Source organism: Mesorhizobium sp. SEMIA396 (assembly GCF_024518615.1).
In the GTDB taxonomy this organism is placed as follows: domain Bacteria; phylum Pseudomonadota; class Alphaproteobacteria; order Rhizobiales; family Rhizobiaceae; genus Mesorhizobium.
In genome coordinates this window covers 886,732-912,390 of record NZ_JANIFC010000001.1, presented here as the reverse complement: position 1 = coordinate 912,390, position 25,659 = coordinate 886,732, and the positions used below count along the sequence as shown (strand labels likewise).

Here is a 25,659-nt window from a genome sequence, read left to right as displayed (position 1 = left end):
TTTTCAGGCCGCCTGCTTTTTCGACCCGCGCTTCCTCGCCACAGCCTTCTTCGCCGCCGTGTCGGCGATCTGTTCGTCATGCCGCTTTGCCGCACGCTCGCATTTGGCGCGGATTTCCTCGACTTCGGATTCGGTCAGATGTTCGATGCCGATGAAGTGGTTGTGGCCCTTGCCGACCCGGATCAGTTCGTCGAGCTTGGCCTGGATTGCCGCGCCATCGCGGTTCTGAGTGTTCTGGATCAGGAAGACCATCAGGAAAGTGATGATGGTCGTGCCCGTGTTGATGACGAGCTGCCAGGTGTCCGAAAAGCCGAAGAACGGGCCGCTCACCCCCCATACGATGACGATCAGGCAACAGACGGCGAATGTCGGCGGCAGGCCGGCTATGCGGGCGACCCAGTTGGCGACCTTTGTGAAATGTTTTTCCATCTATCGAAATCCTCGACGCTGCGGCGCGATGAGAAACAACCAGCGACCGTTTCAGGTTCCCGAGGCAGACAAATACCCAGCTGCAATTGAATACACGCGTAGGGAGAATAGTCAGGAAAACACACCTTATGGGTTCAATGCCACAGTGATCCTGCAGGCAAGAGTGCCTGTTCCTTCCGCTTCACAGCGGTTTACCTCCAGCCCCTTCCGCTGCGCCACCCCCGCATGGCGGAAGGGGTTTCAGTCCGGCGGGCCTTGAAGCGCGTCGCCCGACTCCGTCTCAACGCTACGCACTTGAACTGGTCAGACGGCGTCGTTTTCCCAGCGATCGAGGAACGTTTCGATCGGCATGGCCTGCATGTCGGGAACCGCTCTGGCCAGCTTTTCGACCGGCCAGTCCCACCAGGCGAGAGCTTCGATCCGCGCCGCGATATCCGGAGTGAAGCGTGGCCGGAGAGCCTTCGCCGGCACGCCGGCGACGATCGCATAGGACGGCACGTCACGCGTCACCACGGCGTTGGCGCCGATGACGGCACCGTTGCCGATGGCGATCCCAGGCATGATCACCGCGCCGTGGCCGATCCAGACATCATGGCCGATGGTCACGGCTTTCGCCTGCCGCCGCTCGCGGAAGGCGGCATCGACGCCCAGCCAGCGAAAATACTCGTTCGGCCGGTAGCTGAGCTTATGCTGGGTCAGCCGCTCTATGGGATGCTCCAGCGCATTGATACGGCTGTTGGCGGCGATCGAGCAGAATTTCCCGATCGTCGTGTAGATCGCTTCACAGTGGCGTTCAAAATAAGAGAAGTCGCCGACATTCACCTCGCGCAGCACCACCCGCTCGCCGATCGAGGCATAGCGGCCGAGCTTGCACGTCTTCAGCTCCGCGGTCGGATGGATACGCGGCTCGGGGTCTTTCGGGACGAGGTTTTCGGAACGCTCCATGCCGGCGGCTTTACGCCTAGGCGATTGGTCCCGCAAGCGGAACCAATCGTCCCTCAGATCGTCTCCCAGCAAGGATTCGCCGAGCGAATGGTCCCGCAAGCGGGACCATTCGTCCGTCCGGCTCCCGAAGGAACTAAGCAGCCTATTGCGGCTTGCCTTTGCTCCACACCACGTTCTGGCCGTAGAGCGGCACGGTGGTGACCGACATTTTGGCCGAGCCGTTCTGCACCTGGCGCGAATGCGAGAGATAGATCAGCGTCTCATTGGGCTTGTCGTAGATGCGGTTCACCACCTGCTTCTTCCAGATCAGGCTGATGCCTTGCTTGAACACCTCCTCGCCGCCCTCGCTCATGTCGATGTCGCCGATCGTGATCGGGCCGGTCTGGCGGCAGGAGATGGAGGAATCGGACGGATCCTCGAACCAGTTGCCCTTGTGCAGGCGATCGATGATGCCGCGATCGAAATAGGAGACGTGGCAGGTCACGCCTTCCACTTTCGGATCCTTGATCGCTTCGACGATGATGTCATTGCCGAGCCAGTCGACGCCGACCTTGCCGACTTCCTCGGCGACTGCGGCACCGGCGCCAACGACAACACACGCGGCCAACGCGCCGCCGATCAGTTTTCGCCCAATCAGTCCGTGCCCAATCAGTCGTGGCAAGGGAGCCTCCTGCGGTTCGAGTTGCCGGTCACAGGTGGGGCGAGCAGCCCGGCTTTGCAAGCAGATAGGTCGACACCACTGCGGTTGCGGCAACGCGGCACTTTGCCTGTGCGAGGCCGAACCGCTAAGACTGTCGCACAGGCGCGGCATTGAGCCGGCGCGGCGATTTCTGCAGACGGACTTTTCTGATGATGCGTTCTATCCTGGTCGGCATTCTCGTCCTGATGGCCGCCGGTATCGGCTGGCTGACTTTCGACTGGTATCGCGGCCATTATGGCGGCGAGCCCTTCGGCGCTGCCTTCACCCTGGTCGACCAGAAAGGCGCGCCGATCACCGAGGCTGCCTTCAGGGGTCAGCCCAGCGTCGTCTTCTTCGGCTTCACCCATTGCCCCGAGGTCTGCCCGACCACGCTGTTCGAACTGGCCGGCTGGCTGAAGACGCTCGGCGACGACGGCAAGAACCTGCACGCCTATTTCGTATCGGTCGATCCCGAGCGCGACACGCCGGAAGTGATGAACGCCTATGTCAGCAATTTCTCCGACCGCATCATCGGCATCACGGGCGATCCCGACAAGGTCCACGCCATGGCCAAGTCGTTCGGCATCTACTGGAAGAAGGTCGACACCGGCGACGGCGACTACACGATGGACCACACCGCCTCGGTGCTGCTGCTCAACGCCAATGGCGACTTTGCCGGCACCATCGCCTACGGTGAAAGCGCCGATACGGCCATCGCCAAGCTGAAGCGGCTGGCGGCGAAAGGCTAGAGCTTGATCCCGAAAAGTGGGAACCGGTTTTCGGGCAAGATCATGCTCAAAAAGAAACAGATTTCATGACCCAGACGCGCCTTTACTTCACCACCGGAAAGACCGAGTCCGTCAGCATTTTCGCGGCGCTTGAGGCAGCCTTCGAGGAAGAAGGGCTGCCGATCGCCGTCCTGGAGGTCGACGAGGACAAGGACATCCACGAAGTGTCGCTCTATGCCGATGGCGACGTCGATGCGGTCGAGACCCGCTTGAACGACATCCTTGCCGGCCTTTCCCTGTCGAAGCCGATCGAGCGCGAGGCCCTGCCCGACATCGACTGGGTGGCGCATTCGCTGGAAGAGCTGAAGCCGGTGCGTGCCGGACGTTTCTTCGTCCACGGCGCGCATGACCGCCGCAAGCGCCACAGCGGCGAGATCGCCATCGAGATCGAGGCTGGCCTTGCCTTCGGCACCGGCCACCACGGCACCACCGCCGGCTGCCTGGAAATGCTTGAAAGAGTGGTTCGGCGCGAGCATCCGCGCAATGCGCTCGACCTCGGCACCGGCAGCGCGGTGCTGGCGATTGCAGTCGCCAAGCTGGCGCATATTCCTGTGCTGGCCACCGACATCGATCCGGTGGCGGTGCGGGTGGCTGCCGCCAATGCGCGGCTCAATCACGTCAAGGCACTGGTGGAAACGGTGACCGCGCCGGGCTTTCACCACCCGGTCTTCGGCAAGCGCGCGCCCTTCGATCTCATCGTCGCCAACATATTGGCACGGCCGCTGATGCGGCTGGCGCCGCAAATGGCTGGCCACATCGCGCTCGGCGGCTCGATCGTGCTGTCAGGCATCCTCGACCGCCAGCGCGACGCCGTCATCTCGGCCTATGTCGGCCAGAATTTTCGCCACGTCAGAACCTTGCACCGCGAGGGCTGGGTGACGATCCACCTCAAGCATTGAGCCCGGGACCGACCGAGCTTGGACCAAGTTCCGCCGGTTGTCAGTCAAGCGATGCTGTAGCAGGTTGCGCGCAGCCGGAAATCGATTCCGATTTCCGTGACCGTACGCTACGGTTGCGCTGACCGCAGGAGGCCCACAATGTTCCAGACCTTCGATTCCGCCGGCGACCCGGCCGTCGGCAAACCGCGCGTGGCGCTCCTGCGCCAATGGCTTGAAGCCAACGGGCTGGACGGCTTCATCGTGCCGCGTGCCGACGAGCATCAGGGCGAGTATGTCGCCGACCGCTCGGCGCGGCTGAAATGGCTGACCGGATTCAGCGGCTCGGCCGGCGTCGCCATCGTCCTGCGCGACCGCGCCTTCGTCTTTGTCGATGGGCGCTACACGCTGCAGGTGCGCAGCGAGGTCGACCTGGACGTCTTTTCGATCGAAAGCCTGGTCGACAATCCGCCGGCTGTCTGGCTGAAAGACAATCTTGGCAAGGGCGCACGGCTCGGCTTCGATCCATGGCTGCACACGATCAGCGAGGTCAAGGCGCTGCAGGCCTCGGCCGACAAATCAGGCGCCGTGCTGGTGCCGCTCGACAAGAACCCGATTGACATCATCTGGAAGGATCAGCCCGACGCGCCGGTGGCCCCGGTCGAACTTCACCCGATCGGCTTTGCCGGCGAGCTCGCCAAGGACAAGCTCGCGCGGTTGGCGGCGGCGATCGCAAAGGACGGCGCCACCCATGCGGTGCTGACCGACCCCTCCTCCATCGCCTGGGCCTTCAACATCCGCGGCGGCGACGTGCCGCACACGCCGCTGGCGCTCGGCTTCGCCATTCTTGCCGCCGATGGGTCGCACCAGCTTTTCATGGATAAGCGCAAATTCTCGCGCCAGGTCGCGGCCTATCTCACCCAGCTCGCCGAGCCGCATGGGCCCGGCGAATTCCAAGCCGCGATCGTCGCCCTTGCCAAGAGTGGCGCGAAAATCGCGCTCGACCCGGTGCTGGCGGCCGACCGGCTGCGCATGCTGGTCGAGGCCAATGGCGGCGCCGTCGTTGCAGCAGCAGACCCCGCCCGCATCCCGCGCGCCACCAAGAACCAGGCCGAGATCAACGGCTCGCGCGCCGCGCATCGGCGTGACGGTGCGGCCGTGGCGAAGCTTCTGTGCTGGCTGGAGCGGCAAAAACCCGGATCGCTCGATGAGATATCGGTGGTCACCCGGCTGGAGGAGACGCGACGGCAGACCGGCGAGGAAACGCAGATGCCGCTGCGCGATGTCTCCTTCGACACCATTTCGGGCGCCGGTCCGAACGGCGCCATCATGCATTACCGCGTGTCGCGCGCCACCAGCCGCAAGCTGCAGGCCGGCGAGTTGTTCCTGCTCGACTCCGGTGCGCAGTATCAGGACGGCACCACCGACATCACGCGCACCGTGCCTATCGGCCAGCCGACGCAGGAGATGCGCGAACGCTTCACCCTGGTGCTGAAAGGCATGATCGGCATTTCCACGCTGCGCTTTCCCGCCGGCACGCGCGGTTCGGAAATCGATGCCGTCGCGCGCATGGCGCTGTGGAAGCACGGCTGCGACTTCGCCCACGGCACCGGCCATGGCGTCGGCTCATATCTGGCGGTGCATGAAGGGCCGCAGCGTATCGCCCGCACCGGCACCGAAAAGCTGCTCGAAGGCATGATGCTGTCCAACGAGCCGGGCTACTACAAGGAAGGCGCCTACGGCATCCGCATCGAGAACCTGATCCTGGTGACACCGGCGCAAGAGATCGAGGGCGGAGACATCGCCATGCACGGCTTCGAGACGCTGACGCTGGCGCCGATCGATACCAGGCTGGTGCAGTCGGACCTCCTGACGCGCGACGAGTTGCACTGGCTGGACTCGTACCATGCGCGCGTGCTGGCCGAGATCGGCCCGATGCTCGACGGCGAAACGCTGGCCTGGCTGGAAAAGGCCACCGCCCCGCTGCCGCACGACGCGAAGATTTGAAATCAGTCTTGGAAGGTCGGCGCCGCCCCTCATCGCCCTGCCGGGCACTTCTCCCCGTATAGTGACGGGGAGAAGGATGCCGTCATCGACGATTTCGCCAACCACCAACGTTGCAGAAAAGCGCCGAGGTTGAGACAAATCCCTTCTCCCCGTCCCTATACGGGGAGAAGATGCCGGCAGGCAGATGAGGGGCAGCGCTAACGGTTCAAGTCGATCGCGCCCAGACCCTAGCCCACAAATTGCCGCGCCAAAATCAGAACGGCCGCGCCGGCCAGAAACATCGCCATCAACCCACCGCGCAGCGAAACCACGGCGGTGACCACCAGTGCGGCCCATTCCGCCGGCCCGGCATTCAACAGTTCCGGCGCCACCAGCGTCGTCAGCACCGCCGCCGGCACGGCGTTGAGACCAGCCTCGACGCGCGGATGGATTGTTTCGAAGCGGGAGATGACCAGATGCCCGCCGATGCGCGTCAGATAGGTGGCGACCGCGCCGGCGATGATGATCCAGAAGGTCGTGCTCATGGCCGCGCCTTTACGCCGCTGTGATGGGGAGGCAGGATGACCGCCAGCAGCACACCGGCAACAGCGCCGATCGAGACATGCCAGGGCGAGCCCACGGTCTTATAGGCGATGATCGAGGCGGCGGCGCTGGCGATGACCACCGGTAGCCACAGCGGCCGCTTGCGGAAGCCCAGCACGAGACCGAGGAAATAGATCGGCAGCAGGAAATCGATGCCGAGCACATGCGTGTCGGGGATCAGCTTGCCGAACATCGCGCCAAGCGCGCTCTCGACGATCCAGAACAGATAGACCGGCAGGCCAAGTCCCAGATACCAGGCAAAGCCGACCGTCTGGCCCGATTGCGCCCGCGCTTCGGCTACCGCGAATTGCGGATCGGTGAGGATGAAATAACCAAGTGCCTGCTGGATGACAGGCCAGTGCGCGATGCGCCGGCCGATGCCTGCGGAATAGAGCACGTGGCGGAAATTGACGGCGAAGATCGACAGCACGATCAGCCACGGCGCCACATGCTGGCCGAACAGCTGGATGCCGACCATCTGGCTGGCGCCGCCATAGACCAGCGCGCTCATCAGGAAGGCTTCCAGGACCGAGAAGCCATTGTCGACGGCGAGCGCGCCGAACAGCACCGCAAACGGCGCCGACGCCACCACGACAGGCATCGACAGCCGCACGCCCTGCCAGAAATCGCTTCTATCGCCGCTCTCGGAAATTGCTTGCGCCGACATGGCCTCTCCTTGATCAGGGCCTGATGTAGGAAGCGCTGCCTGCCTTGTCACACGAATTCGCTTGAGCCAAACGATCAGCGGAAATGATCGTCGGGTTACCGGAGCCGGAGGCTAGTCAAGCGAACCCTTGCCCTCGATCGCCCTGCCCCAGTCGAGCAGCGGCTTGGCGCGCAAGGTGAAATCGACGAGTTCGTCGACCAGATCAGCCGTATGGATTCCCGCCGGATCGATGACATGCTGGACATAGAAATGCCGGTGGCGGATGGCGGCGACCAGATCGGGATCACTGATTTCCTCGAAGCCGCATGGCGTACGCTTCATACGGCCTTCGGTCTCGAGTTCAAGCCGGTTCTTCTTCAACGCCGCCACCAGGCCGCGAAAATTGTCCGGCTTTGTCGCGATGGCTTTGCGCATCGCCAGCAGCAGCGCCGGTTCCGGCTGCCACCAGGCAATGTCGGCAAAACAGCGCTCAAGCCCGATATGCACGTAGAACACACCCTGCTCCATCTTGGTGCCGTCGGGCGACAGGATGGCCGACAAATGCCTGTTGTAGGGCCGCTTGTCTTTGGCGAAGCGCACGTCGCGATTGATGCGGAACAGCGACTTCTTGCGATCACCGCGCAGGCCGAGCCCGGCCTCTTGGAAGCGTTCGGTCAGCGTGTCCACGAGATCACTGAGCGGATCGCGCAATTCCTGTTCGAACAGGTCACGGTTCTCCAAAAACCACTCTCGGCTCTGGTGGAAATCCAGCGCCTTCAGGAACGGAATGGCTTTCGGGCCGAAACCCTTGAATGCGCCTTCCATCACGCCTTGCCGATCCGTACCAGCCAGCCATCCTCGTCGATCACCTCGATGCCGAGTTCGCTGGCGAGCTTGAGCTTGGAGCCGGCACCCGGCCCGGCGACCACCAGATCCGTCTTTGCCGAAACCGAGCCCGCGACCTTGGCGCCCAGGCGCTCCGCCATCGCCTTGGCTTCGGAGCGTGTCATCTTCTCCAGCGAGCCCGTGAACACGACCGTCTTGCCGGCGACCTCGCTGTCGGCCGAGACGTTGACGATATACGGCTTCGGCTTGACTTGGCGGAGCAACGCGTCAAGCACGTCGTCATTGCGCTCATTGCCGAAGAAGTCGCGCAACGCATCGATCACGGTATCGCCGATGCCGTTGACCGAGGGGAAAACCGTGTGTGGATCCTCCGCTGCCGCTGTCTCCTTGCCGACCCGGATCATCTCCTCGATGGTCGAGAAGGTGCGGGCAAGCACGGCGGCCGTCGTTTCGCCGATATGGCGGATGCCGAGCGCGAATATGAAACGGTCGAGCTCCGGCTCGCGGCGCGAGTCGATGGCGGCGAACAGCTTGTCGAGGCCCTCATAGTTGCGATCCTCGACGCTGCGCACATTCTTGCGCGTCTTGCCCGATGCGGCCTCGCGCTGCCTTGCCTGCTCCTCGCGGCGTTCGGCCAGCGCCCTGGTGACGGCCGGACGGCGATCCCTGAGCGTGAAGATATCGGCGGCGGTCTTGATCAATCCCGCATTGAAGAACGTGTCTATGTTCTCCGCGCCGAGGCCTTCGATGTCCAGGGCGCCGCGTGACACGAAGTGGCGCAATCCTTCCACCGCCTGCGCCGGGCAGATCAGTTCGCCGGTGCAGCGCCGGCGGGAATCTTCCTTGCCGGTCTTTTCGTTGATCTCGCGCGTCGCCGGCGAGCCGCAGATCGGGCAAGTGTGAGGGAACTCGTAAGGCACCGCATCAGCAGGCCGCTTGTCGATGACGACGCTGACGATCTGCGGAATGACATCGCCTGCCCGCTGGATCACGACCGTATCGCCGATGCGCACATCGATGCCGTCGCGGATCGGCTCGCCGGTCGAGTCCAGGCCCTTGATGTAGTCCTCATTGTGCAGCGTGACGTTCTCGACCACGACGCCGCCGACAGTGACCGGCGCCAGCCGCGCAACCGGCGCCAGCGTACCGGTACGGCCGACCTGGATGTCGATCTTCTGCACGGTCGTCATCGCCTGTTCGGCCGGAAATTTATGCGCGACCGCCCAGCGCGGTTCGCCGGTGACGAAACCCCAGCGGCGCTGCAACTCCAGCTGGTCGACCTTGTAGACGACGCCGTCGATATCGTAGCCGAGCGCCGAGCGCTGCTCCTCGATCCGATGATAATGCGCGATCAGCTCCTCGGCCGATTTCGCCCGCACCATCAGCGGACTGATCTTGAACCCCCACTCGGCGAATTTCTGCACCGAATCATATTGGGTCGGAGCGGGATCAGCCGTCGTGTAACCCCAGGCATAGGCGAAGAATTTGAGGTTGCGGCTGGCGGTGACGGATGGATCCTTCTGGCGCAGCGATCCGGCCGCCGTATTGCGCGGATTGACGTAGTCCTGGCCGCCGGCCGCAGCCGATCGCTGCTTCAGCGCCTCGAATTCCGCATAGGTCATGTAGACCTCACCGCGGATCTCGATGATTTCGGGCCAGCCCGAGCCTTTCAGCTTCGCTGGAATATCGGCGATCGTCTTCAAATTGGCGGTGATGTCTTCGCCAACGGCGCCGTTGCCACGCGTCGCGCCCTGCACGAACACACCGTTTTCGTAACGCAGCGAAGCCGACAGCCCGTCGATCTTCGGTTCGGCTGTGAAGGCGATGTCGAGCTCCTTGTCGCGATCGAAGAACCGCCGCCCGCGTTCGATGAAATCCGTGACGTCATCGTCGGTATAGGCCTTGGCAAGGCTGAGCATCGGCACGGCATGGCGCACCTTGGTAAAGCCTTCCGCCGGAGCGGCTCCGACCCTGAGCGATGGCGAATCCTCGCGCACCAGCGCCGGAAAGCGCTCCTCGATGGCAAGGTTGCGCCGTGCGAGCGCATCATACTCCGCATCGGTGATAACAGGCGCATCTTCGGTATGGTAGCGCCGGTCGTGCTCGGCGATCTCTTCCGCCAGCCGCTTCAGCTCGGCTTCGGCCTCGCTTTCGGTCAGGGCATCAACTGGTTTTTCGGACATGCTTTCTTCCCCGAACGGTGGCGCTACACAATAGATCAGCATTTCAAGAAAATCATTCCTGAACAGCAGGATGGAGCCATATCCTGACTCGATCCCTGACATCAGCCGTTCTTATGCAGCTGTGGTGTTCTCGCGCAGCAACCGTTCGGCGGCCGCGCGCGCTTCATCGGTGATGGTGGCGCCGGCCAGCATGCGCGCGATCTCTTCCTGCCGCGCCGGCCGGTCCATCTCGGCGATGCCTGTGGCGACACGGTCGGTGGTGCCTGATTTGGAGATCAGGAAATGCGTCGCCGCGCGTGCCGCCACCTGCGGTGCGTGCGTCACCGACAGCACCTGGACGCGTTTCGACAGTCGCGCCAGCCGCTGGCCGATGGCGTCGGCGACAGCACCGCCCACGCCGGTGTCGATTTCATCGAACACCAGCGTCGGCGCCGAACCGCGGTCGGCCAGCGCCACCTTCAGCGCCAGAAGGAAGCGCGAAAGCTCGCCGCCGGAGGCCACTTTCATCATCGGCCCGGGCCGCGTGCCTGGATTGGTGCGCACCCAGAACTCGATCTGGTCGATCCCCTCTTCCATGCGGCTCTCGGCCTCGCTCTTCATTTCCACGATAAAGGCGGCGCGTTCGAGCTTCAGGGCCGGCAGTTCGGCCATCACGGCCTTGGTCAGGCCGACCGCCGCCGCATGACGCAGCGAGGACAGCTGCGCGGCGGCAATGTCGTAGGTCTCGCGCGCGGCGGTGGCCTGCTTTTCCAGCCCATGCAGGCGCTCCTCGCCGGCATCGAGATCGGCGAGATCGGCCGACATCGTGTCGCGCAGCTGCGCTAGATCGTCGACGGCGACGCTGTGCTTGCGCGAGGCGGCGCGCAGCGAAAACAGCCGCTCCTCCGCTTTCTCCAGCCGCTGCGGATCATATTCGGTGGCGCGCAGTGCTGCCTCGACGCCCGATTGCGCCGCGTCGAGCGACAGCATCGCCTCGTCGAGCGATTTGACGACATCGTCGAGCAGGCCGGGCGCCTCCGACACCTTGCGCTGCAGCCGCCGCAACAGGCTGGCCAGTTGCGGCAGGGGCGAAGATGGGCCCGACAGCACATCCTGCGCGTCATGGATTTCGGAAGCGATCTTTTCGGCCCGCATCATCGATGCGCGCAGTTCGGCAAGGTCGGTCTCCTCGCCCGGCTGCGGATCGAGCTTGGTCAATTCCGCCACCGCCGCGCGCAGATAGTCGGCCTCGCGCGCGGCCGCCGCCACCTTGATGCGGTGGCGCGACAGCTCCTGCTCGCAGGCGCGCCAGTGCCGCCATGCCTCGGCGGTCGAGCGGACGGCGCCGAGATGGCCCCCGAAAGCGTCGAGCACCTCGCGGTGTGCTCCGGGATCGACCAGCGCGCGCTCGTCATGCTGGCCGTGGATCTCGACCAGCGCGCGCCCGACATCGCGCATCAGCGTGACGCTCGAAGGCTGATCGTTGACGAAGACACGGGTGCGGCCGTCCGCCGTCTGCAGGCGGCGCAGGATGATGTCGCCGTCGTCCTCGATCGCATTGTCGGCAAGCAGCGTACGCGCCGGATGATTGCGCGGCACGTCGAAGACGGCGATGACCTGGCCTTGCGCCGCGCCATGGCGCACCAGCGAAGCATCGCCGCGCGCACCGAGCGCCAGCGAAAGGGCGTCGAGCAGGATGGATTTGCCGGCACCGGTTTCGCCGGTCAGTACCGAAAGACCCGGCTGGAAGTCTATATCCAGCTTCTCGATCAGGACGATATCGCGGATCGACAGTCTGGAAAGCATCAGAACCCGAATCTAGAACGGCACGCGACCATTTGCAGTCGCAGCGCCGCACTATCTTTTTGTTTGAGCACCGGATCAATCCGAAAAGCGCTGTGGCGCTTCAGTCGATGCTCATACGTCAGGCGCCGGTGATCATCTTCCCGGCTTTGGATATCCACGACCCGGCATTCTCGCGCGGTGCAAGCCCATTGCTCTGCAAGAGCTTGTAGGAATCCTTGTACCATGGGCTGTCGGGGTAGTTGGTGCCGAGCACGGCGGCGGCGGTTTGTGCCTCCGAGGTCAGACCCATCGCGTAATAGCTTTCGGTCAAGCGGGCGAGCGCCTCCTCGACATGGCGGGTGTTGGAATAGTTCTCGACCACGGTGCGGAAGCGCTTCACGGCAGCGATGTATTCACGCCGCTCAAGATAGTAACGGCCGATCTGCATTTCCTTGCCGGCCAACTGGTCGTTGGCGAAGCGGATCTTTTCCTTGGCGTCTTCGACATATTCCGATGTTGGCCAGCGCGTGACCAGATCCTGCATCGTCTGGACGGTCTGGCGCGCTTCCTTCTGGTCCTGCGTCACGTCCTTGATCTGACGGTAGTAGCTCAAGCCGATGATGTACTGCGCATAGGCGGCGTCATCGGTCGACGGGTAAAGCGTGAGATAGCGCTTGGCCGAGCCGATCGCCTCATCGTAATTGCCCTGGCGATAGTCGGCGAAAGCGCCCATCACCATCGATTTGCGGGCCCATTCCGAATAGGGATGCTGACGGTCGACGGCGTCGAACTTCCGGCTCGCCTCCTGCAGGCGCCCGGCATTGAGATTGGCAAGGCCCTGATTGTAGAGAACATCGGCCGGCTCGGTCTGCTCGACATAGGTCGACAGGTCGATATCTTTCTCCGACGACATGCAGGCCGACAGAAAGAGCGATGGAACAACTACTGAAAGCGCCAGGAAAACAGCCCTCTGCGGTGCTTTCAATTGACCAACTCGCTTGAAGAACATGATTGGATCTCGCCCTTTCGGCGCTATTTCAATGCCAGTTGCACGCCATTGTTTCAAAACTGGTCCCCACTTTTGAATGACATGCATTAATCGACGGCAGCAGCCATAAACCATAACCGCCTTGCCCGGCAACGCTATCTCCGGCCAATCGCGCATTTTTGTGGCGGCCGGACGCCACTTGGACATCAATGCAATTTCACTGGCGGGTGGTGCATTCCTGCAACATTCGCTATCACCATGGAACCCGAAAAAAACCTGGGAAATCAGATCATCCAGGGTGCGTAGAGTGGCGCATTGACGGCGTTCATCTCGGCGCTGCGGCCACGCTCACGGCGCGTCGTCTCGACGATCTCGAACGCCGTGCGGTCCGAGAGCAGACGGCGCAGGGCCGCGGCATTCATCCTGTGGCCGCCGCGATAGGAGCGGAAGCAGCCGATGAAGCGGGCGCCGGCCAGCGCCAGGTCGCCCATGGCGTCCAGCGTCTTATGTCGCACGAATTCGTTGGGGTAGCGCAGGCCGCCCATATTGATGACGCGGTTGTCGTCGCCGATGACCAGCGAGTTCTCCAGCGAGGAGCCGAGCGCGTAGCCTGCGGCCCACAGCCGCTCGACATCCTTCATGAAGCCGAAGGTGCGGGCGCGCGCGATGTCACGACGGAAAATATCGGCATTGAGGTCGGAGGCAAACAGCTGACGACCGATCGCCGGGCTTTCGAAGTCGATCTCGATCTCGAAACGGGTCCCGTCATAGGGCCGAAACTCCGCCCACGAGGCGCCGTTCTCGATGCGGACCGGCTTGATGACCCTGATATAGCGCCGCTTGACCGAGAGCGTCTCGATACCCGCCTGATCGATGGCTTCGACGAACGCCATGGCGCTGCCATCGAAGATAGGAACCTCGGAACCATCGATCTCGACAGCGACATTATCGATGCCGAGCCCAAACAGCGCCGCCATGATGTGCTCGACCGTGGCGATATGCTCGCCGGCGGGATCACCAAGCATGGTGCACAGGTCGGTAGCGCCGACTTCCGAAACCAGGGCACGAAACTCGCGGCCCTGTTCCGCACCGTTGAAAAGCTGGAAAACGATGCCGGTGTCGGCATCCGCGGGCACGAAGCTGATGGACACTTCCTTGCCGCTGTGGACGCCGGTGCCGGTAAGCGACGCGCGCGTCTTCAATGTCGTCTGATAGTCGTGCAAGACAATCCCCATAAGCCCGTAATGCCTAGGTCCGCTTCTCCAGCCCGAGGGCGCGGCTCTTGTGTGAATCGGCTGGCAGGGTGACTTCCCCCGAAATCCCGGCAAACCGATGATGGTAGGCAGCGAAGATAATGTCCCGTCAGGGAGACTCCAAATCACGGTTTCTTACTCTGTGTAACCGCAAAATGGAACGAGTGCGACTTGGTAAGTCGTTGAAATCACATCATTTAAAACATTAACAGGCAAGCGATTCCTCGCTTGCCTGTTAACAAATGTTACAGTCCGTTTACCAATCAGTTGGCCTGGCGGCGCAGGAACGCCGGAATCTCCAGCTGATCGTCTTCCTGAGTCGTCCTCACCTGCGGCGTCAGGCGGCCCTGATCGTCGAGCTGGCCGCGGCGCGGCGCATAGAGCTGCGCATCCTGGCTGGCGAGACGGCGCACTTCGGGCGCGGCCTGGCGCAGCTTGGGCTCGCGCGGCTGCGCCGGCTGCAGCCGTGCGGGTTCTTCCTCGCGACGGGTCAGGCCATTGGTCAGGCGCTTCAGCAGGCCCATCGGTCCGCTGTTGTTCTCGTGGTCGACCGGGCGGCTCTTGGCATCCACCTCGGCCTTGACGACCGGCGGAAAGTCCTCGACGCGCGGCATGCGCTGCGGCGCCATGGCAACCGGCTGCGGCGCCTCGCGCTGCAGCATCTCGCGCGGCTGCGGGGCCGGCTGCATCTGCTGGACCACCGGCTGCGGCATCGGCTGGGCGGGCGGCGCCTGGAAGATCTTGCTCTGCGGGCGGAAATCTTCAGCGTGGGCGACCGGGGCCGGGCGCGCCTGCGCCATGGCCGCCGCATTGGCTTCGGCCAGATGGATGGCTTCCGCGACCGGGTCGATAGCGCGTGGCTCGTATGCCGCCTGCTGGACAGGCGCCGGACGAACCTCCGCGATCTGAGCCGCCGGGCGGCTGGCCGGCTTCGGAGGCGCCGTGCGGATCGAGATCGGCGCGGCGGCGATTTCAGCCGCCGACTTGTCGATGCCGGTGGCAACCACCGAGACGCGGATGACGCCTTCGAGTTCCTCGTCGAAAGTGGCGCCCAGGATGATGTTGGCGTCCTGGTCGACTTCCTCGCGGATACGGGTCGCGGCTTCGTCGACTTCGAACAGCGTCAGGTCGCGGCCGCCGGTGATCGAGATCAGCAGGCCCTTGGCGCCCTTCATCGATGTCTCGTCGAGCAGCGGGTTGGCGATCGCCGCTTCGGCGGCGGCCATCGCGCGGCCCTCGCCGGAAGCCTCGCCGGTGCCCATCATCGCCTTGCCCATCTCGCGCATGACGGAACGGACGTCGGCGAAGTCGAGATTGATCAGGCCTTCCTTGACCATCAGGTCGGTGATGCAGGCGACACCGGAATAGAGCACCTGGTCGGCCATGGCGAAGGCATCGGCGAAGGTGGTCTTGTCATTGGCCAGCCGGAACAGGTTCTGGTTGGGGATGACGATCAGCGTATCGACGCATTTCTGCAATTCCTCGATGCCGAAATCCGCTGTCTTCATGCGGCGCTGGCCTTCGAAGTGGAACGGCTTGGTGACGACGCCGACGGTGAGGATGCCCTTTTCGCGCGCTGCGCGGGCAACGACCGGAGCAGCACCGGTGCCGGTGCCGCCGCCCATGCCGGCGGTGACGAAGCACATATGGGTGTTGGTCAGGTGATCGAGGATTTCATCGATGCACTCTTCCGCCGCCGCACGGCCGACTTCCGGCTGCGAGCCGGCGCCAAGGCCTTCGGTGACATGCGCGCCGAGCTGGATCAGGCGGCCGGCCTTCGACATGGTCAGCGCCTGCGCGTCGGTGTTGGCCACCACGAACTCGACACCGCGCAGACCGGCGGTGATCATGTTGTTGACGGCATTGCCGCCGCCGCCGCCGACACCGAACACGGTGATGCGCGGCTTAAGCTCGGTGATGTCCGGCTTTTGCAGATTGATGGTCATTGTCTCCGTCCTTTGCCTTTCACGCCGCTTCGCCGCCGCGGCCGCCTATGGGGCTGTCCCCGTCAATTTTAGAAACTGTCTCTCAACCACTGACTCATGCGATGCAGTTTTCCGCCCGTTCCGGTCATTTTGAGACCGGAAATTCCTTTCGCCGGATGGCTCTCGAAGCTCGCCATCTGCGGATAGATCAGAAGCCCCACCGCAGCCGAGAAGGCCGGCCCCTTCGCCGCTTCCGGCAGACCGGCCACGCCGAGCGGGCGGCCGATGCGCACATTGCGTCCCAGGATGCGGCGCGCCGCCTCCGGCAGGCCGGCAAGCTGGCTGGCGCCACCGGTAAGAACCACACGCTTGCCCACTGCATTGCCATAGCCGGACTTGTTCAGCCGGTCGCGCAGCAGTTCGAGCGTCTCGTCGATGCGGGCGCGCACGATGCGCGTCATCACCGAGCGCGGGATCTGCAAGGGCACGTCACCGTCGTCGCCGATCGGCTGGATCGAGACCAGGTCGCGGTCGTCGGCGCTGCCCGGCAGTGCCGAGCCATGCATCACCTTCAGCCGTTCGGCGGCATCGAGCGAGGTCGACAGCCCCTTGGCCATGTCCATCGTGACGTGGTTGCCGCCGATGGCGATGGCGTCGCCATGGACGAACTTGCCTTCCGAAAACACCGAGATCGTCGTCGTGCCGCCGCCCATGTCGATGCAGGCCGCGCCCATTTCCAGCTCGTCGTCGACCAAGGCCGCCAGGCCGCTGGCATAGGGCGTCGCCACCATGCGCTCGACCGACAGATGCGAACGGTTGATGGAAAGCTCCAGATTGCGCATCGGCGCGGCGTCGCCGGTCAGCACATGCATGTCGACGCCGAGTGCGTCGCCGACCATGCCGCGCGGATCGCGCACGCCGCGTTCGGCATCGAGCGAGAAACCGACGGGAAGCGAATGGATCACCTCGCGCTCGGCCTTCAGCGCCTGCTTGGCGCCGGCACCGAGAACGCGCTTGATGTCGGCCTCGTCGGCCTCGTGGCCGCCTAGATTGATGGTGGCGGAGAAGGCTTCGCTCTTCAGCCGGCCGGCCGTCATGTTGACGATCAGCGAATCGACCGTTAGCCCGGCCATGCGCTCGGCCGCGTCGACGGAAAGGCGGATGGCATGTTCCGCCCTATCGAGGTCAACCACGACACCCGACTTCACGCCTTGCGATTTCTGATGGCCGATGCCGATCACCTGGATCCGGTGCGAGCGGCCGCGCAGCAGCTTGCCGTCATCGCATGGCTTCAGCTTGGCCACCATGCAGCAGACCTTGCTCGAACCGACATCCAGCACCGTCAGGGTGCCGGACCGGCGCGACGCGGCATCGCCAGGACCGCCAAGCCAGTTCATATCTTCGTCTCCGGCTTGCGCTTCAGGCTCTTGGGTTTCTCGTTGAGGGCGGCTTCGCGCTGCGTCGCCGCTTCCGCCGTCAACTGCACGACCAGCCGGTCCGTCAGGCGCATGTCGACGGCGGCGATGTCGCGCGACAGCAAGCCGTTGTCATGATCCATCTTGACGAGTTCGGCGAGCGCCTGTTCCTCGTCATCCTCGGGAAGCTTGATGGTGATGCCATTGTCCAGCTTCAGGTCCCAGCGCCGTTCGCCAACACGGATATAACCCTTGATCCGGCTCGCGAGCTCGGGATATTTCTCGACCTTGGCCAGGAAATCGGGCGCGCTCGCCGGCGCGCCGATGCCGATCAGCAGCGGCAGGAGCGCCTGCTTGCCGCCCGAGAACGGCGCGATCATGGCGCCATTCCGCTCGATGACCGAAAGCGCGTCACCCTGTTGCCAGAGCGCGAAAGCCTCACGCTCCTCGACGCGCACTTCCAGAGTATGCGGGTAGACCTTGCGGACGGCCGCGACCTCGATCCACGGCAATGTCGCAATTCGTTCCCGCGCGGCCTCGGCATTAAAGCCGATCAGCGACGTCCAACCGTCGAGTTCAAGCCTGTCGAGTATGTCGATTTCCGAGGTCTGGCGATTGCCGACCACCTTGACCTGATCGACGGCAAAGCCGGTACGGGCGGTGATGCTCTGCACGATACCCTCGACATGACCGCCGAGATAGGCGCCATAGGCACTGCTCGAGAAAATCAGCACGGCCGACATCATGGCCGCGGAAAAGCGCGGCGCCTGGAATTCCCCGACGCCCAGGCGCGCCAGAATGCGCACCGGGCGGCGCAGCATGCGCGGCAGCACGAAATGGCCCGACGACAATGGCAGGCCGAACAGCGCCGGCCCCGCCGCGCCCCTCTCCCAACCTTGTCTCCATTTCAACGCAGGCACGAAGCGTCCTCCACCATCCAACTCAACAAATCGCCAAACGAGTGCCCGGCCTGGGCGGCGATTTCAGGCACCAAGGACGTCGGCGTCATACCCGGCTGGGTGTTGACCTCGAGCCAGACAATCTCGCCGTTTTCGGAATGACGATCATCGTAACGGAAGTCCGAACGGGAAACGCCGCGACAGCCGATCGCTTGGTGAGCCTTGAGCGCCAGTGTTTGTATTTTTTGGTAAATATTCGGTGAAACTTTTGCGGGGCATTCGTGCTTTGATCCCCCGGCGACATATTTTGAATCATAGTCATAGAAGGAATGGCCGGTCGGGATGATCTCGCAGACCCCCAGCGCCACATCACCCATCACCGCGCAGGTCAGCTCCCTGCCGTGGATGTAGCGCTCAACCATGACGGTATCGCCATATTTCCACTCGGACGAGCCGATCACCTGCGGCGGATGCGACTGGCCTTCATGTACGATGACGACACCGAAGCTCGAACCCTCATTGACCGGCTTGACCACATAGGGCGGCTTCATCGGGTGCTTGTTCTGGATGGCGAAGCGGCTGGCGACCTTCGATTCGGCGATCACGATGCCGACCGACTTGGCAACCCGCTTGGCCTGCTCCTTGTTCATGGCCAGAGCCGAAGCGAGCACGCCGGAATGGGTGTAGGGAATGCCGAGATATTCAAGGATGCCCTGAATGGTGCCGTCCTCGCCAAAAGGGCCGTGCAGCGCATTGAAGGCGACATCGGGCTTGAGCTCGGCAAGCACGGAGCCGACATCGCGCCCGACATCGACACGGGTGACCTGGTAGCCTTCCTTCTCGAGTTCATCGGCACAAGCCTTTCCCGACGAAAGAGACACGGGCCGCTCGGACGAAAAACCACCCAGCAAGACGGCCACATGCTTGTTTTTCATTCCCCGGCATCCCCTCTCTCACGGCGGACCAAAACCAGATTTTCCGCAACATTGAGTCAGAGTCTCCCGGCAGGTTGCCCCCCCCAGACGGAAACCGCTGAAAACGCGTCGAACGACTCAAATCAGGAAACGCTTTCGAGCAGAGAATCAGAGAGTTGATTCACTGGCAAGTGCTTACGATTCCGAGAGATTCACTTTCTGAGAAAATGGATGCGAAAAGCGTGTCGTTGAGTCTTTGCGGCAACGGTCGCGGACCGTTTCGGCCTCGTTGAAGTTCATGCATCACATGAACTTCAACTCGCGCGAAGGTGTGTTGGGATTCAGGTCAGGCCGAGTCGAAAACGATGGCTTTCGAGAACCGGAGCGGAGCGTACTCAAAGTACGTGAGCACCGGAAGCGCAGGAAGCCGTCGTTTGCAGGCCGGCATCACCTGAATATCAACGCACCTTAAAGGAGCTGCCCGAGAAACTCCTGAACTGCATGTCCCGGCCGGAAATTGCCGATGCGCTTGATTTCCCATTGCAGCCGGATACCGGAATTCTCCAGCACCCGCGTACGCACCGTCTCGCCGAGATATTCTAGGTCGTAGCCGGTCGCAGTTCCCGTGTTGATCATGAAGTTGCAATGCATCGGCGACATCTGCGCCCCGCCGATCATCAGGCCGCGGCAGCCCGCTCTGTCGATCTCCTTCCAGGCCGACGTGCCTTCCGGATTCTTGAAGGTCGAGCCGCCGGTCTTCTCGCGGATCGGCTGCACGGTCTCGCGATGGTTCTGCACGGCCTCCATCGCCGCCTTGATCGCCGCTCTGTCCTCGGCAAAGCCCTCGAACACGGCCGAGGTGAAGATCAGCCCGGCAGGCGCCGCCGAATGGCGATAGGCGTAACCCATATCGGCATTGCTCAGCGTCTGCACATTGCCCTTGCGGTCGAGCGCTCGCACTTCGACGACCCGCTCGCGCGTCTCGACGCCGTTGGCGCCTGCGTTCATCCGCAGCGCACCGCCGATTGCACCCGGAATGCCGTGGTAGAAATGAAAGCCGCCAATGCCGGCCTCGAGCGCCACCGCTGCGACGCGCTTATCGGGGGTCGCGGCTCCCGCCTTGATCCTGATCGGCGAAATCACCTCGGCCTCGCCGAAGCCCTTGGCCGAAAGGCGGATGACAAAGCCCTCGATGCCGCCGTCGCGGACCAGAAGGTTCGAGCCGACGCCGACGACGGTCAGTGGTATCTCTTCAGGAACGGCTTTGAGGAATGCTGCAAGATCTTCCTCGTCGGCCGGCTGGAACAGCACCTCAGCCAGACCCCCTGCACGGAACCAGGTGATCTTGTCCATCTCGGCGTTCGGCGTCAGGCGGCCGCGCAGGCCGGCAAGCCGGTCGCCCAGTCTGTCGATCAGGGCCTGGCCGTGCATCATGAGACGGTCCCGCCAAGCTCCTTGGGCAATGCATAGGCCCATTGGGTGATGTTGCCGGCGCCCAGGAAGACGACGAAGTCACCCGGCTTTGCCAGATCACGGATGACGGGCGCGATCGCCGCCGGACCCTCGATGTAGCGTGCGTCGCGATGGCCGCCGGCGCGGATGCGCGACACCAGCGCGTCCGAGCTGACGCCGTCGATCGGCTCTTCGCCGGCCGCGTAGACCGGCGCCACCATCACTGTGTCGGCGTCGTTGAAGCAGGTGGAAAACTCGTTGAACAGATCATGCAGCCGGGTGAAGCGATGCGGCTGGGCAATGGCGATGACGCGACCTTGGGTGGCGCTGCGCGCCGCCTTCAGCACCGCCGAGATCTCGACCGGATGGTGGCCGTAATCGTCGAATATTTCGACGCCGTCCCACGAACCGGTATGGGTGAAGCGGCGCTTGACGCCGGCGAAGGACGACAGGCCCTTCTTGATCGCCTCGGCCGACAGGCCGAGCTCATGCGCGACCGCGATCGCTGCCGTCGCGTTGGAGACGTTGTGGCGGCCGGGCATCGGCAGGCGCAGGCCTGCTATGACAGTCTGGCCGCCTGTCTTGCGGTCGCGGATCACCACGTCGAATTCCGAAATGGCGCCTGCCATGCGGTGATTGGTAAAGCGCACGTCGGCCTGCGCATTCTCGCCATAGGTGATGACCCGGCGGTCCTCGATGCGGCTGACCAGTGCCTGCACCTCGGGGTGATCGGTGCACATCACGCCAAAACCATAGAACGGCACGTTCTCGACGAACTGGCGGAACGCCTCGCGCACCTTGTCGAAGCTGCCATAGTGATCGAGATGCTCGGGATCGATGTTGGTGACGACCGCGATCTCGGCCGGCAGTTTCAGGAAAGTGCCGTCGCTTTCGTCGGCCTCGACCACCATCCATTCGCCGTCGCCCATGCGCGCGTTGGTGCCATAGGCATTGATGATGCCGCCATTGATGACGGTCGGATCGAGCCCGCCGGCATCGAGCAAGGTCGCCACCATCGAGGTCGTCGTTGTCTTGCCATGCGTGCCGCCGATCGCCACCGCCTGGCGAAAGCGCATCAGTTCGGCCAGCATTTCGGCCCGGCGCACGATCGGCAGCAGCTTTTCGCGCGCGGCCTTTAGCTCTGGATTGGATTTCTTGATCGCCGTCGAGACGACCACCACCTCGGCATCACCGAGATTTTCGGCCCTATGGCCGACGAAGCATTCGATGCCCTTGTCGCGCAGCCGCTGCACATTGGCGCTTTCGGCCTGGTCGGACCCTTGCACCTTGTAGCCGAGATTGTGCAGCACTTCGGCAATGCCGCTCATGCCGATGCCGCCAATGCCGATGAAATGCACAAGGCCGATGGTCTGCGGCATCTTCATGCTTGCGTCCCCTTCCTGAAATCCGAAACGGTTTTTTTGGACGCAATAGCCTCTGTAAGATCAGCGAGCAACCGTGCCGCGTCCGGCCTCCCGGCCGATTTCGCACCCGCCGCCATCGCCGTCAGCCGATCGGGGTCTTCCATCAGCTCGCCGATGAGCGCTGCGATGCGTTCGGACGAGAGCGAGGATTGCGGATGCACTTCGCCGCCGCCGGCAGCGGCAAGGGCCGCCGCGTTCGCCGCCTGGTCGTGATCGAGCGCATAGGGGTAAGGCACCAGCAACGCCGGCCGGCCGATGACGGCGATCTCCGAGACGGTCGAGGCGCCGGAACGCGAGATCACCAGATGAGCGGCCGCCATGCGTGCCGCCATGTCGGTGAAGAAGGGCGAGACCTCGACGGCGACGCCAAGCGCGGCATAGGCCGCTTTGACCCGCGCCACGTCATCCGCGCGCGCTTGTTGGGTGATCACCAGCCGCTTGCGCTGGGCGTCGGAAAGCAGCGCGATGGCGCCCGGCACGGCATCGGAAAAGAACTGGGCGCCCTGGCTGCCGCCGAACACCAGCAGGCGGAACGGCTGTTCCCCGGTCGATGCCGCATAATTCGTCCTGGCCGCTTCCAGCACGGCCGGCCTGACCGGATTGCCTGTCGTCACCGTCTTGACCCCGGCAGCACTGGTGTCCTGCGGCAGGAAGCCGCCGGCGATGGCGTCGACACGGCCGGCCAGCGCCCGATTGGCGCGCCCCATCACCGCGTTCTGCTCATGGATCAGCGTCGGCACCTTGCGCCGTGTCGCCGCGTAGAGCGGCGGCAAGGTCGGATAACCGCCAAAGCCGACGACGGCATCCGGCTTGATTCTGCCAATGACGGCAGAAGCCTGGCGCACGCCGCGCCAGATCTTCCAGAAGGCGCCAAGCAGGGCAAAAGGATTTTTCGAGCCCATCGTCGCCGACTGGATCGGGTGGACGGCGGCGGCCGGAAAATGGCCGGCGAAACGCTCGGCACGGTCGTCGGTCGCCAGATGCACCGACCAGCCGCGCTCGTTCAACTCATGCGCCAGCGCCTCGGCCGGGAAAAGATGCCCACCGGTGCCGCCTGCCGCGAGAAGGATGACGCCTCTGGCCATATCACTCCGCCGGCACGGCGCGTTGCGACAGGCCAAAGCCCACCTGCTTGCGCTTTTCCGGCCGCTTGCGTGTCAGCGCCAGCACCATGCCCATCGAGATGGCGATGGCGATCTGCGAGGAGCCGCCATAGGAGATGAACGGCAGCGTCATGCCCTTGGCCGGCACAAGCTGGAGGTTGACGCACATGTTGATGACAGCCTGCAGGCCGAACACGGTGACGAGGCCGCCGACCGCATAGCGGGTGAAATCGTCATGCTCCTTCAGCGCCGTGTTGAGGCCGCGCAGAACGATGAAGGCGAAGATCGACATGATGAAGAAGCACATGATCAGCCCGAACTCTTCGCCGGCAACCGAGAAGACGAAGTCGGCATGGCTGTCGGGGATGACGCGCTTGACGGTGCCCTCGCCCGGTCCGACTCCGAACCAGCCGCCATTGATCAGCGCTTCGCGCCCCATGTCGACCTGGAACGTGTCGCCCTCGCCGGTGAGGAACTTGTCGATGCGCAGGGCAACGTGCGGGAACACCGTATAGGCGGCAAAGACGCCGCCGACGCCGGCCGCACCCAGCGCGACGATCCACAGCCAGGGCAGCCCGGCCATAAAGAACATGATGCCCCAGGTGCCGGTCGTCAGCATGGTCTGGCCGAGGTCCGGTTGCGCCACCAGCAGCGATACGACCAGCACCAGCAGCAGCATGGCAAACAGATTGCCCGGAATATCGGGCTGGCGCTTGTGCTCGGCGAAAAGCCACGCGCACATGATGACGAAGGCCGGCTTCAGGAATTCCGACGGCTGGATCGACAGGCCGGCAAGCGACACCCAGCGGCGCGCACCCTTCACCTCGACGCCGATGTAGAGCACCGCCACCATCAGCACCAGCATCAGGCACAGGATGACCAGCGCCATGCGCCGGATCTGCCTGGAATCGAGGAAGGAGACTGCCAGCATCACACCGAGCGCCGGCACGGTGAAGATGATCTGCCTGGTGGCAAAGTGGAAACTGTCGAGGCCGATGCGTTCGGCCACCGCCGGACTGGCGGCGAAGGACAAGACGATGCCGAGCCCCATCAGCGACAGGAACGCCGCCAGGAACCAGCGATCGATCGTCCACCACCAGGTTGCCACCGGGCTTTTGTCGAGACGGCTTTGCATTATCGTGCCCCTCCGATGGGTTTCACACCCTCGATAGCATTCGCAGCTTGCCTGAAGGCTTCGCCGCGGACTTCGAAATTCTTGAACTGGTCGAAACTGGCGCAGGCCGGCGACAGCAGCACCACCGCCTCGCCGCTGTCGTCCTTAGCGGCATCATGCGCGGCGTGCTCGACCGCGGCGGCCAGCGTGCCTGAGATCTCGTAGGGAACTGCCTCGCCCAGCGTCGCCGAAAAGGCCGGCGCCGCCTCGCCAATCAGATAGGCCTTGGCGATGCGCGGAAAGAAGCCGCGCAACGGCTCGATGCCGCCTTCCTTGGGCAGGCCGCCGGCGATCCAGTAGATGCGCGTAAAGCTGGATAGCGCGGGTGCTGCCGCATCGGCATTGGTCGCCTTGGAATCGTTGATGAACAGCACATGGTCCTTGCGGCCGACCTGCTCCATGCGGTGAGCGAGGCCGGGAAAGCTTTCCAGCCCCGACTGGATTTCGCCAAGCTCCAGTCCGACCTTGAGGCAAGCGGCGACCGCCGCCAGCGCGTTCTGGGCATTGTGCTGGCCGCGCAGCGAGCCGATGCCTTCGAGGAAGGCGACGCGGCTGTAACGGCCGTGCACCGCTTCCATCAGATTGGTGCCATCGGCGAAATAGCCGTCCGTCAGTGGCAGGCGCTTGGAAATGCGGGTGACATGCCGCCCCGCCCGCTCCAGCCGCTCGGCGATCTGCGCGCACCAGGAATCGTCGATGCCGACGATCGCCGTCTCGCTGCCGGCCACCAGCCGCTCCTTGATCGCGGCGTAGTGCTGCATGGTGCCGTGGCGGTCGAGATGATCGGGCGTCAGGTTAAGCAGGATGCCCGCCGTCGGATTGATCGAGGGCGCGAGGTCGATCTGGTAAGACGAGCATTCGACCACATAGTGCCGATCGGGCTCGGGCGGATCGAGCGTCATCACCGCGCGGCCGATATTGCCGCCCATCTGGGTGTCGCGTCCCGCGGCTTTCAGGATATGCGCGGTCAGCGCGGTCGTCGTCGACTTGCCGTTGGTGCCGGTGATGGCGATGAAGGGCGACGTCGGCGCGCTCAGCATCCGCTCGCGGCAGAAAAGCTCGACGTCGCCGATGATCTCGACGCCTGAACCGCGCGCCAGCTCCACCGTCCAATGCGGCTTGGGATGCGTCAGCGGGACGCCCGGCGACAGCACGAAAGCCGAGAATTTCGCCCAGTCGGCGCCGCGCAAATCAGCGGTCGCGATACCGGCAACGGCGGCCTTGGCAACGCTTTCGGGATTGTCGTCCCAGGCCAGCACGTCCGCGCCGCCCTCGATCAGCGCGCGCGCCGTCGCAATCCCCGAGCCACCGAGCCCGAAGAGGGAAACGCGCTTGCCTGAAAAGGATGCGGCGGGGATCAAAGGGCTT

General features: G+C 63.7%; 22 protein-coding genes. 3 read left to right on the top strand and 19 right to left on the bottom strand.

The window, feature by feature from the left end; genetic code table 11:
* Positions 1 to 3: 3 nt before the first annotated feature.
* From NP503_RS04480 to NP503_RS04470, 3 genes are all read right to left on the bottom strand, one after another.
* Positions 4 to 429: a low affinity iron permease family protein gene (locus NP503_RS04480; protein ID WP_127269256.1), complete on the bottom strand. Its 426-nt coding sequence runs from the start codon at positions 427 to 429 to the stop codon at positions 4 to 6.
* A 303-nt stretch (positions 430 to 732) separates the two neighbouring features.
* Entirely contained in the window at positions 733 to 1,374 is a 642-nt protein-coding gene (locus tag NP503_RS04475) for a DapH/DapD/GlmU-related protein (protein ID WP_127269255.1), read from the bottom strand.
* A gap of 142 nt (positions 1,375 to 1,516) precedes the next feature.
* On the bottom strand, positions 1,517 to 2,035 hold the full coding sequence (locus NP503_RS04470) for a CreA family protein (protein ID WP_127269254.1): 519 nt from the start codon (positions 2,033 to 2,035) through the stop codon (positions 1,517 to 1,519).
* 188 nt (positions 2,036 to 2,223) lie between these two features.
* On the opposite strand from NP503_RS04470, the gene NP503_RS04465 reads away from it, so the two are divergent.
* From NP503_RS04465 to NP503_RS04455, 3 genes are all read left to right on the top strand, one after another.
* Positions 2,224 to 2,802 carry an SCO family protein gene (locus tag NP503_RS04465; RefSeq protein WP_127269253.1) on the top strand — a complete coding sequence of 193 codons (579 nt, stop codon included), beginning with the start codon at positions 2,224 to 2,226 and terminating at the stop codon, positions 2,800 to 2,802.
* Positions 2,803 to 2,867: 65 nt separating this feature from the next.
* A complete protein-coding gene (locus NP503_RS04460; protein ID WP_127269252.1) occupies positions 2,868 to 3,740 on the top strand; it encodes a 50S ribosomal protein L11 methyltransferase in 873 nt (290 codons plus the stop codon).
* Positions 3,741 to 3,878: 138 nt separating this feature from the next.
* The gene (locus tag NP503_RS04455) at positions 3,879 to 5,723 is read left to right on the top strand and encodes an aminopeptidase P family protein (RefSeq protein ID WP_127270952.1); all 1,845 of its coding nucleotides are present in this window, start codon (positions 3,879 to 3,881) and stop codon (positions 5,721 to 5,723) included.
* Between the two features lie 227 nt (positions 5,724 to 5,950).
* Here the strand turns inward: NP503_RS04455 and NP503_RS04450 are convergent, their stop codons facing one another.
* From NP503_RS04450 to murD, 16 genes are all read right to left on the bottom strand, one after another.
* Positions 5,951 to 6,247: an AzlD family protein gene (locus NP503_RS04450; protein ID WP_127270950.1), complete on the bottom strand. Its 297-nt coding sequence runs from the start codon at positions 6,245 to 6,247 to the stop codon at positions 5,951 to 5,953.
* On the bottom strand, positions 6,244 to 6,972 hold the full coding sequence (locus NP503_RS04445; RefSeq protein WP_127270948.1) for an AzlC family ABC transporter permease: 729 nt from the start codon (positions 6,970 to 6,972) through the stop codon (positions 6,244 to 6,246). Before NP503_RS04445 ends, NP503_RS04450 begins: the two co-directional genes overlap by 4 nt.
* A gap of 111 nt (positions 6,973 to 7,083) precedes the next feature.
* Positions 7,084 to 7,776: a DUF2461 domain-containing protein gene (locus NP503_RS04440; protein ID WP_127270955.1), complete on the bottom strand. Its 693-nt coding sequence runs from the start codon at positions 7,774 to 7,776 to the stop codon at positions 7,084 to 7,086.
* Positions 7,776 to 9,980, bottom strand: a complete 2,205-nt coding sequence (gene ligA, locus NP503_RS04435) for an NAD-dependent DNA ligase LigA (RefSeq protein ID WP_127270946.1) — start codon at positions 9,978 to 9,980, stop codon at positions 7,776 to 7,778. The genes NP503_RS04440 and ligA overlap by 1 nt, the downstream gene beginning before the upstream one ends.
* A 111-nt stretch (positions 9,981 to 10,091) precedes the next feature.
* A complete protein-coding gene (gene recN / locus NP503_RS04430) occupies positions 10,092 to 11,765 on the bottom strand; it encodes a DNA repair protein RecN (RefSeq protein WP_127269548.1) in 1,674 nt (557 codons plus the stop codon).
* A 118-nt stretch (positions 11,766 to 11,883) separates the two neighbouring features.
* Entirely contained in the window at positions 11,884 to 12,753 is an 870-nt protein-coding gene (locus NP503_RS04425; RefSeq protein ID WP_127269547.1) for an outer membrane protein assembly factor BamD, read from the bottom strand.
* A gap of 263 nt (positions 12,754 to 13,016) precedes the next feature.
* Positions 13,017 to 13,967: a UDP-3-O-acyl-N-acetylglucosamine deacetylase gene (lpxC, locus tag NP503_RS04420; RefSeq protein WP_023813134.1), complete on the bottom strand. Its 951-nt coding sequence runs from the start codon at positions 13,965 to 13,967 to the stop codon at positions 13,017 to 13,019.
* Between the two features lie 281 nt (positions 13,968 to 14,248).
* The gene (ftsZ, locus tag NP503_RS04415; protein WP_127273569.1) at positions 14,249 to 15,931 is read right to left on the bottom strand and encodes a cell division protein FtsZ; all 1,683 of its coding nucleotides are present in this window, start codon (positions 15,929 to 15,931) and stop codon (positions 14,249 to 14,251) included.
* Positions 15,932 to 15,999: 68 nt separating this feature from the next.
* On the bottom strand, positions 16,000 to 17,307 hold the full coding sequence (gene ftsA / locus NP503_RS04410; protein ID WP_127270576.1) for a cell division protein FtsA: 1,308 nt from the start codon (positions 17,305 to 17,307) through the stop codon (positions 16,000 to 16,002).
* Positions 17,304 to 18,245: a cell division protein FtsQ/DivIB gene (locus NP503_RS04405; RefSeq protein WP_127270941.1), complete on the bottom strand. Its 942-nt coding sequence runs from the start codon at positions 18,243 to 18,245 to the stop codon at positions 17,304 to 17,306. The genes ftsA and NP503_RS04405 overlap by 4 nt, the downstream gene beginning before the upstream one ends.
* The gene (locus NP503_RS04400) at positions 18,233 to 19,159 is read right to left on the bottom strand and encodes a D-alanine--D-alanine ligase (RefSeq protein ID WP_127269283.1); all 927 of its coding nucleotides are present in this window, start codon (positions 19,157 to 19,159) and stop codon (positions 18,233 to 18,235) included. The genes NP503_RS04405 and NP503_RS04400 overlap by 13 nt, the downstream gene beginning before the upstream one ends.
* A gap of 447 nt (positions 19,160 to 19,606) precedes the next feature.
* Positions 19,607 to 20,572, bottom strand: a complete 966-nt coding sequence (murB, locus tag NP503_RS04395; protein WP_027034937.1) for a UDP-N-acetylmuramate dehydrogenase — start codon at positions 20,570 to 20,572, stop codon at positions 19,607 to 19,609.
* The gene (gene murC / locus NP503_RS04390) at positions 20,569 to 21,975 is read right to left on the bottom strand and encodes a UDP-N-acetylmuramate--L-alanine ligase (protein ID WP_023813140.1); all 1,407 of its coding nucleotides are present in this window, start codon (positions 21,973 to 21,975) and stop codon (positions 20,569 to 20,571) included. Before murC ends, murB begins: the two co-directional genes overlap by 4 nt.
* On the bottom strand, positions 21,972 to 23,099 hold the full coding sequence (gene murG / locus NP503_RS04385) for an undecaprenyldiphospho-muramoylpentapeptide beta-N-acetylglucosaminyltransferase (RefSeq protein ID WP_127269282.1): 1,128 nt from the start codon (positions 23,097 to 23,099) through the stop codon (positions 21,972 to 21,974). Before murG ends, murC begins: the two co-directional genes overlap by 4 nt.
* A gap of 1 nt (position 23,100) precedes the next feature.
* On the bottom strand, positions 23,101 to 24,252 hold the full coding sequence (gene ftsW, locus NP503_RS04380; protein WP_127270939.1) for a putative lipid II flippase FtsW: 1,152 nt from the start codon (positions 24,250 to 24,252) through the stop codon (positions 23,101 to 23,103).
* Positions 24,252 to 25,652 carry a UDP-N-acetylmuramoyl-L-alanine--D-glutamate ligase gene (gene murD / locus NP503_RS04375; protein WP_127270938.1) on the bottom strand — a complete coding sequence of 467 codons (1,401 nt, stop codon included), beginning with the start codon at positions 25,650 to 25,652 and terminating at the stop codon, positions 24,252 to 24,254. The genes ftsW and murD overlap by 1 nt, the downstream gene beginning before the upstream one ends.
* Between the last annotated feature and the right edge of the window lie 7 nt (positions 25,653 to 25,659).

Coding starts and splice junctions, on each gene's coding strand:
- NP503_RS04460 (WP_127269252.1), top strand. CDS start 2,868: ATGACCCAGACGCGCCTTTACTTCACCACCGGAAAGACCGAGTCCGTC.
- murC (WP_023813140.1), bottom strand. CDS start 21,975: ATGAAGATGCCGCAGACCATCGGCCTTGTGCATTTCATCGGCATTGGC.
- ligA (WP_127270946.1), bottom strand. CDS start 9,980: ATGTCCGAAAAACCAGTTGATGCCCTGACCGAAAGCGAGGCCGAAGCC.
- NP503_RS04445 (WP_127270948.1), bottom strand. CDS start 6,972: ATGTCGGCGCAAGCAATTTCCGAGAGCGGCGATAGAAGCGATTTCTGG.
- ftsW (WP_127270939.1), bottom strand. CDS start 24,252: ATGCAAAGCCGTCTCGACAAAAGCCCGGTGGCAACCTGGTGGTGGACG.
- murG (WP_127269282.1), bottom strand. CDS start 23,099: ATGGCCAGAGGCGTCATCCTTCTCGCGGCAGGCGGCACCGGTGGGCAT.
- NP503_RS04400 (WP_127269283.1), bottom strand. CDS start 19,159: ATGAAAAACAAGCATGTGGCCGTCTTGCTGGGTGGTTTTTCGTCCGAG.
- lpxC (WP_023813134.1), bottom strand. CDS start 13,967: ATGGGGATTGTCTTGCACGACTATCAGACGACATTGAAGACGCGCGCG.
- NP503_RS04475 (WP_127269255.1), bottom strand. CDS start 1,374: ATGGAGCGTTCCGAAAACCTCGTCCCGAAAGACCCCGAGCCGCGTATC.
- ftsZ (WP_127273569.1), bottom strand. CDS start 15,931: ATGACCATCAATCTGCAAAAGCCGGACATCACCGAGCTTAAGCCGCGC.
- NP503_RS04465 (WP_127269253.1), top strand. CDS start 2,224: ATGATGCGTTCTATCCTGGTCGGCATTCTCGTCCTGATGGCCGCCGGT.
- murB (WP_027034937.1), bottom strand. CDS start 20,572: ATGATGCACGGCCAGGCCCTGATCGACAGACTGGGCGACCGGCTTGCC.
- NP503_RS04425 (WP_127269547.1), bottom strand. CDS start 12,753: ATGTTCTTCAAGCGAGTTGGTCAATTGAAAGCACCGCAGAGGGCTGTT.
- NP503_RS04450 (WP_127270950.1), bottom strand. CDS start 6,247: ATGAGCACGACCTTCTGGATCATCATCGCCGGCGCGGTCGCCACCTAT.
- NP503_RS04480 (WP_127269256.1), bottom strand. CDS start 429: ATGGAAAAACATTTCACAAAGGTCGCCAACTGGGTCGCCCGCATAGCC.
- NP503_RS04455 (WP_127270952.1), top strand. CDS start 3,879: ATGTTCCAGACCTTCGATTCCGCCGGCGACCCGGCCGTCGGCAAACCG.
- NP503_RS04440 (WP_127270955.1), bottom strand. CDS start 7,776: ATGGAAGGCGCATTCAAGGGTTTCGGCCCGAAAGCCATTCCGTTCCTG.
- recN (WP_127269548.1), bottom strand. CDS start 11,765: ATGCTTTCCAGACTGTCGATCCGCGATATCGTCCTGATCGAGAAGCTG.
- ftsA (WP_127270576.1), bottom strand. CDS start 17,307: ATGAACTGGCTTGGCGGTCCTGGCGATGCCGCGTCGCGCCGGTCCGGC.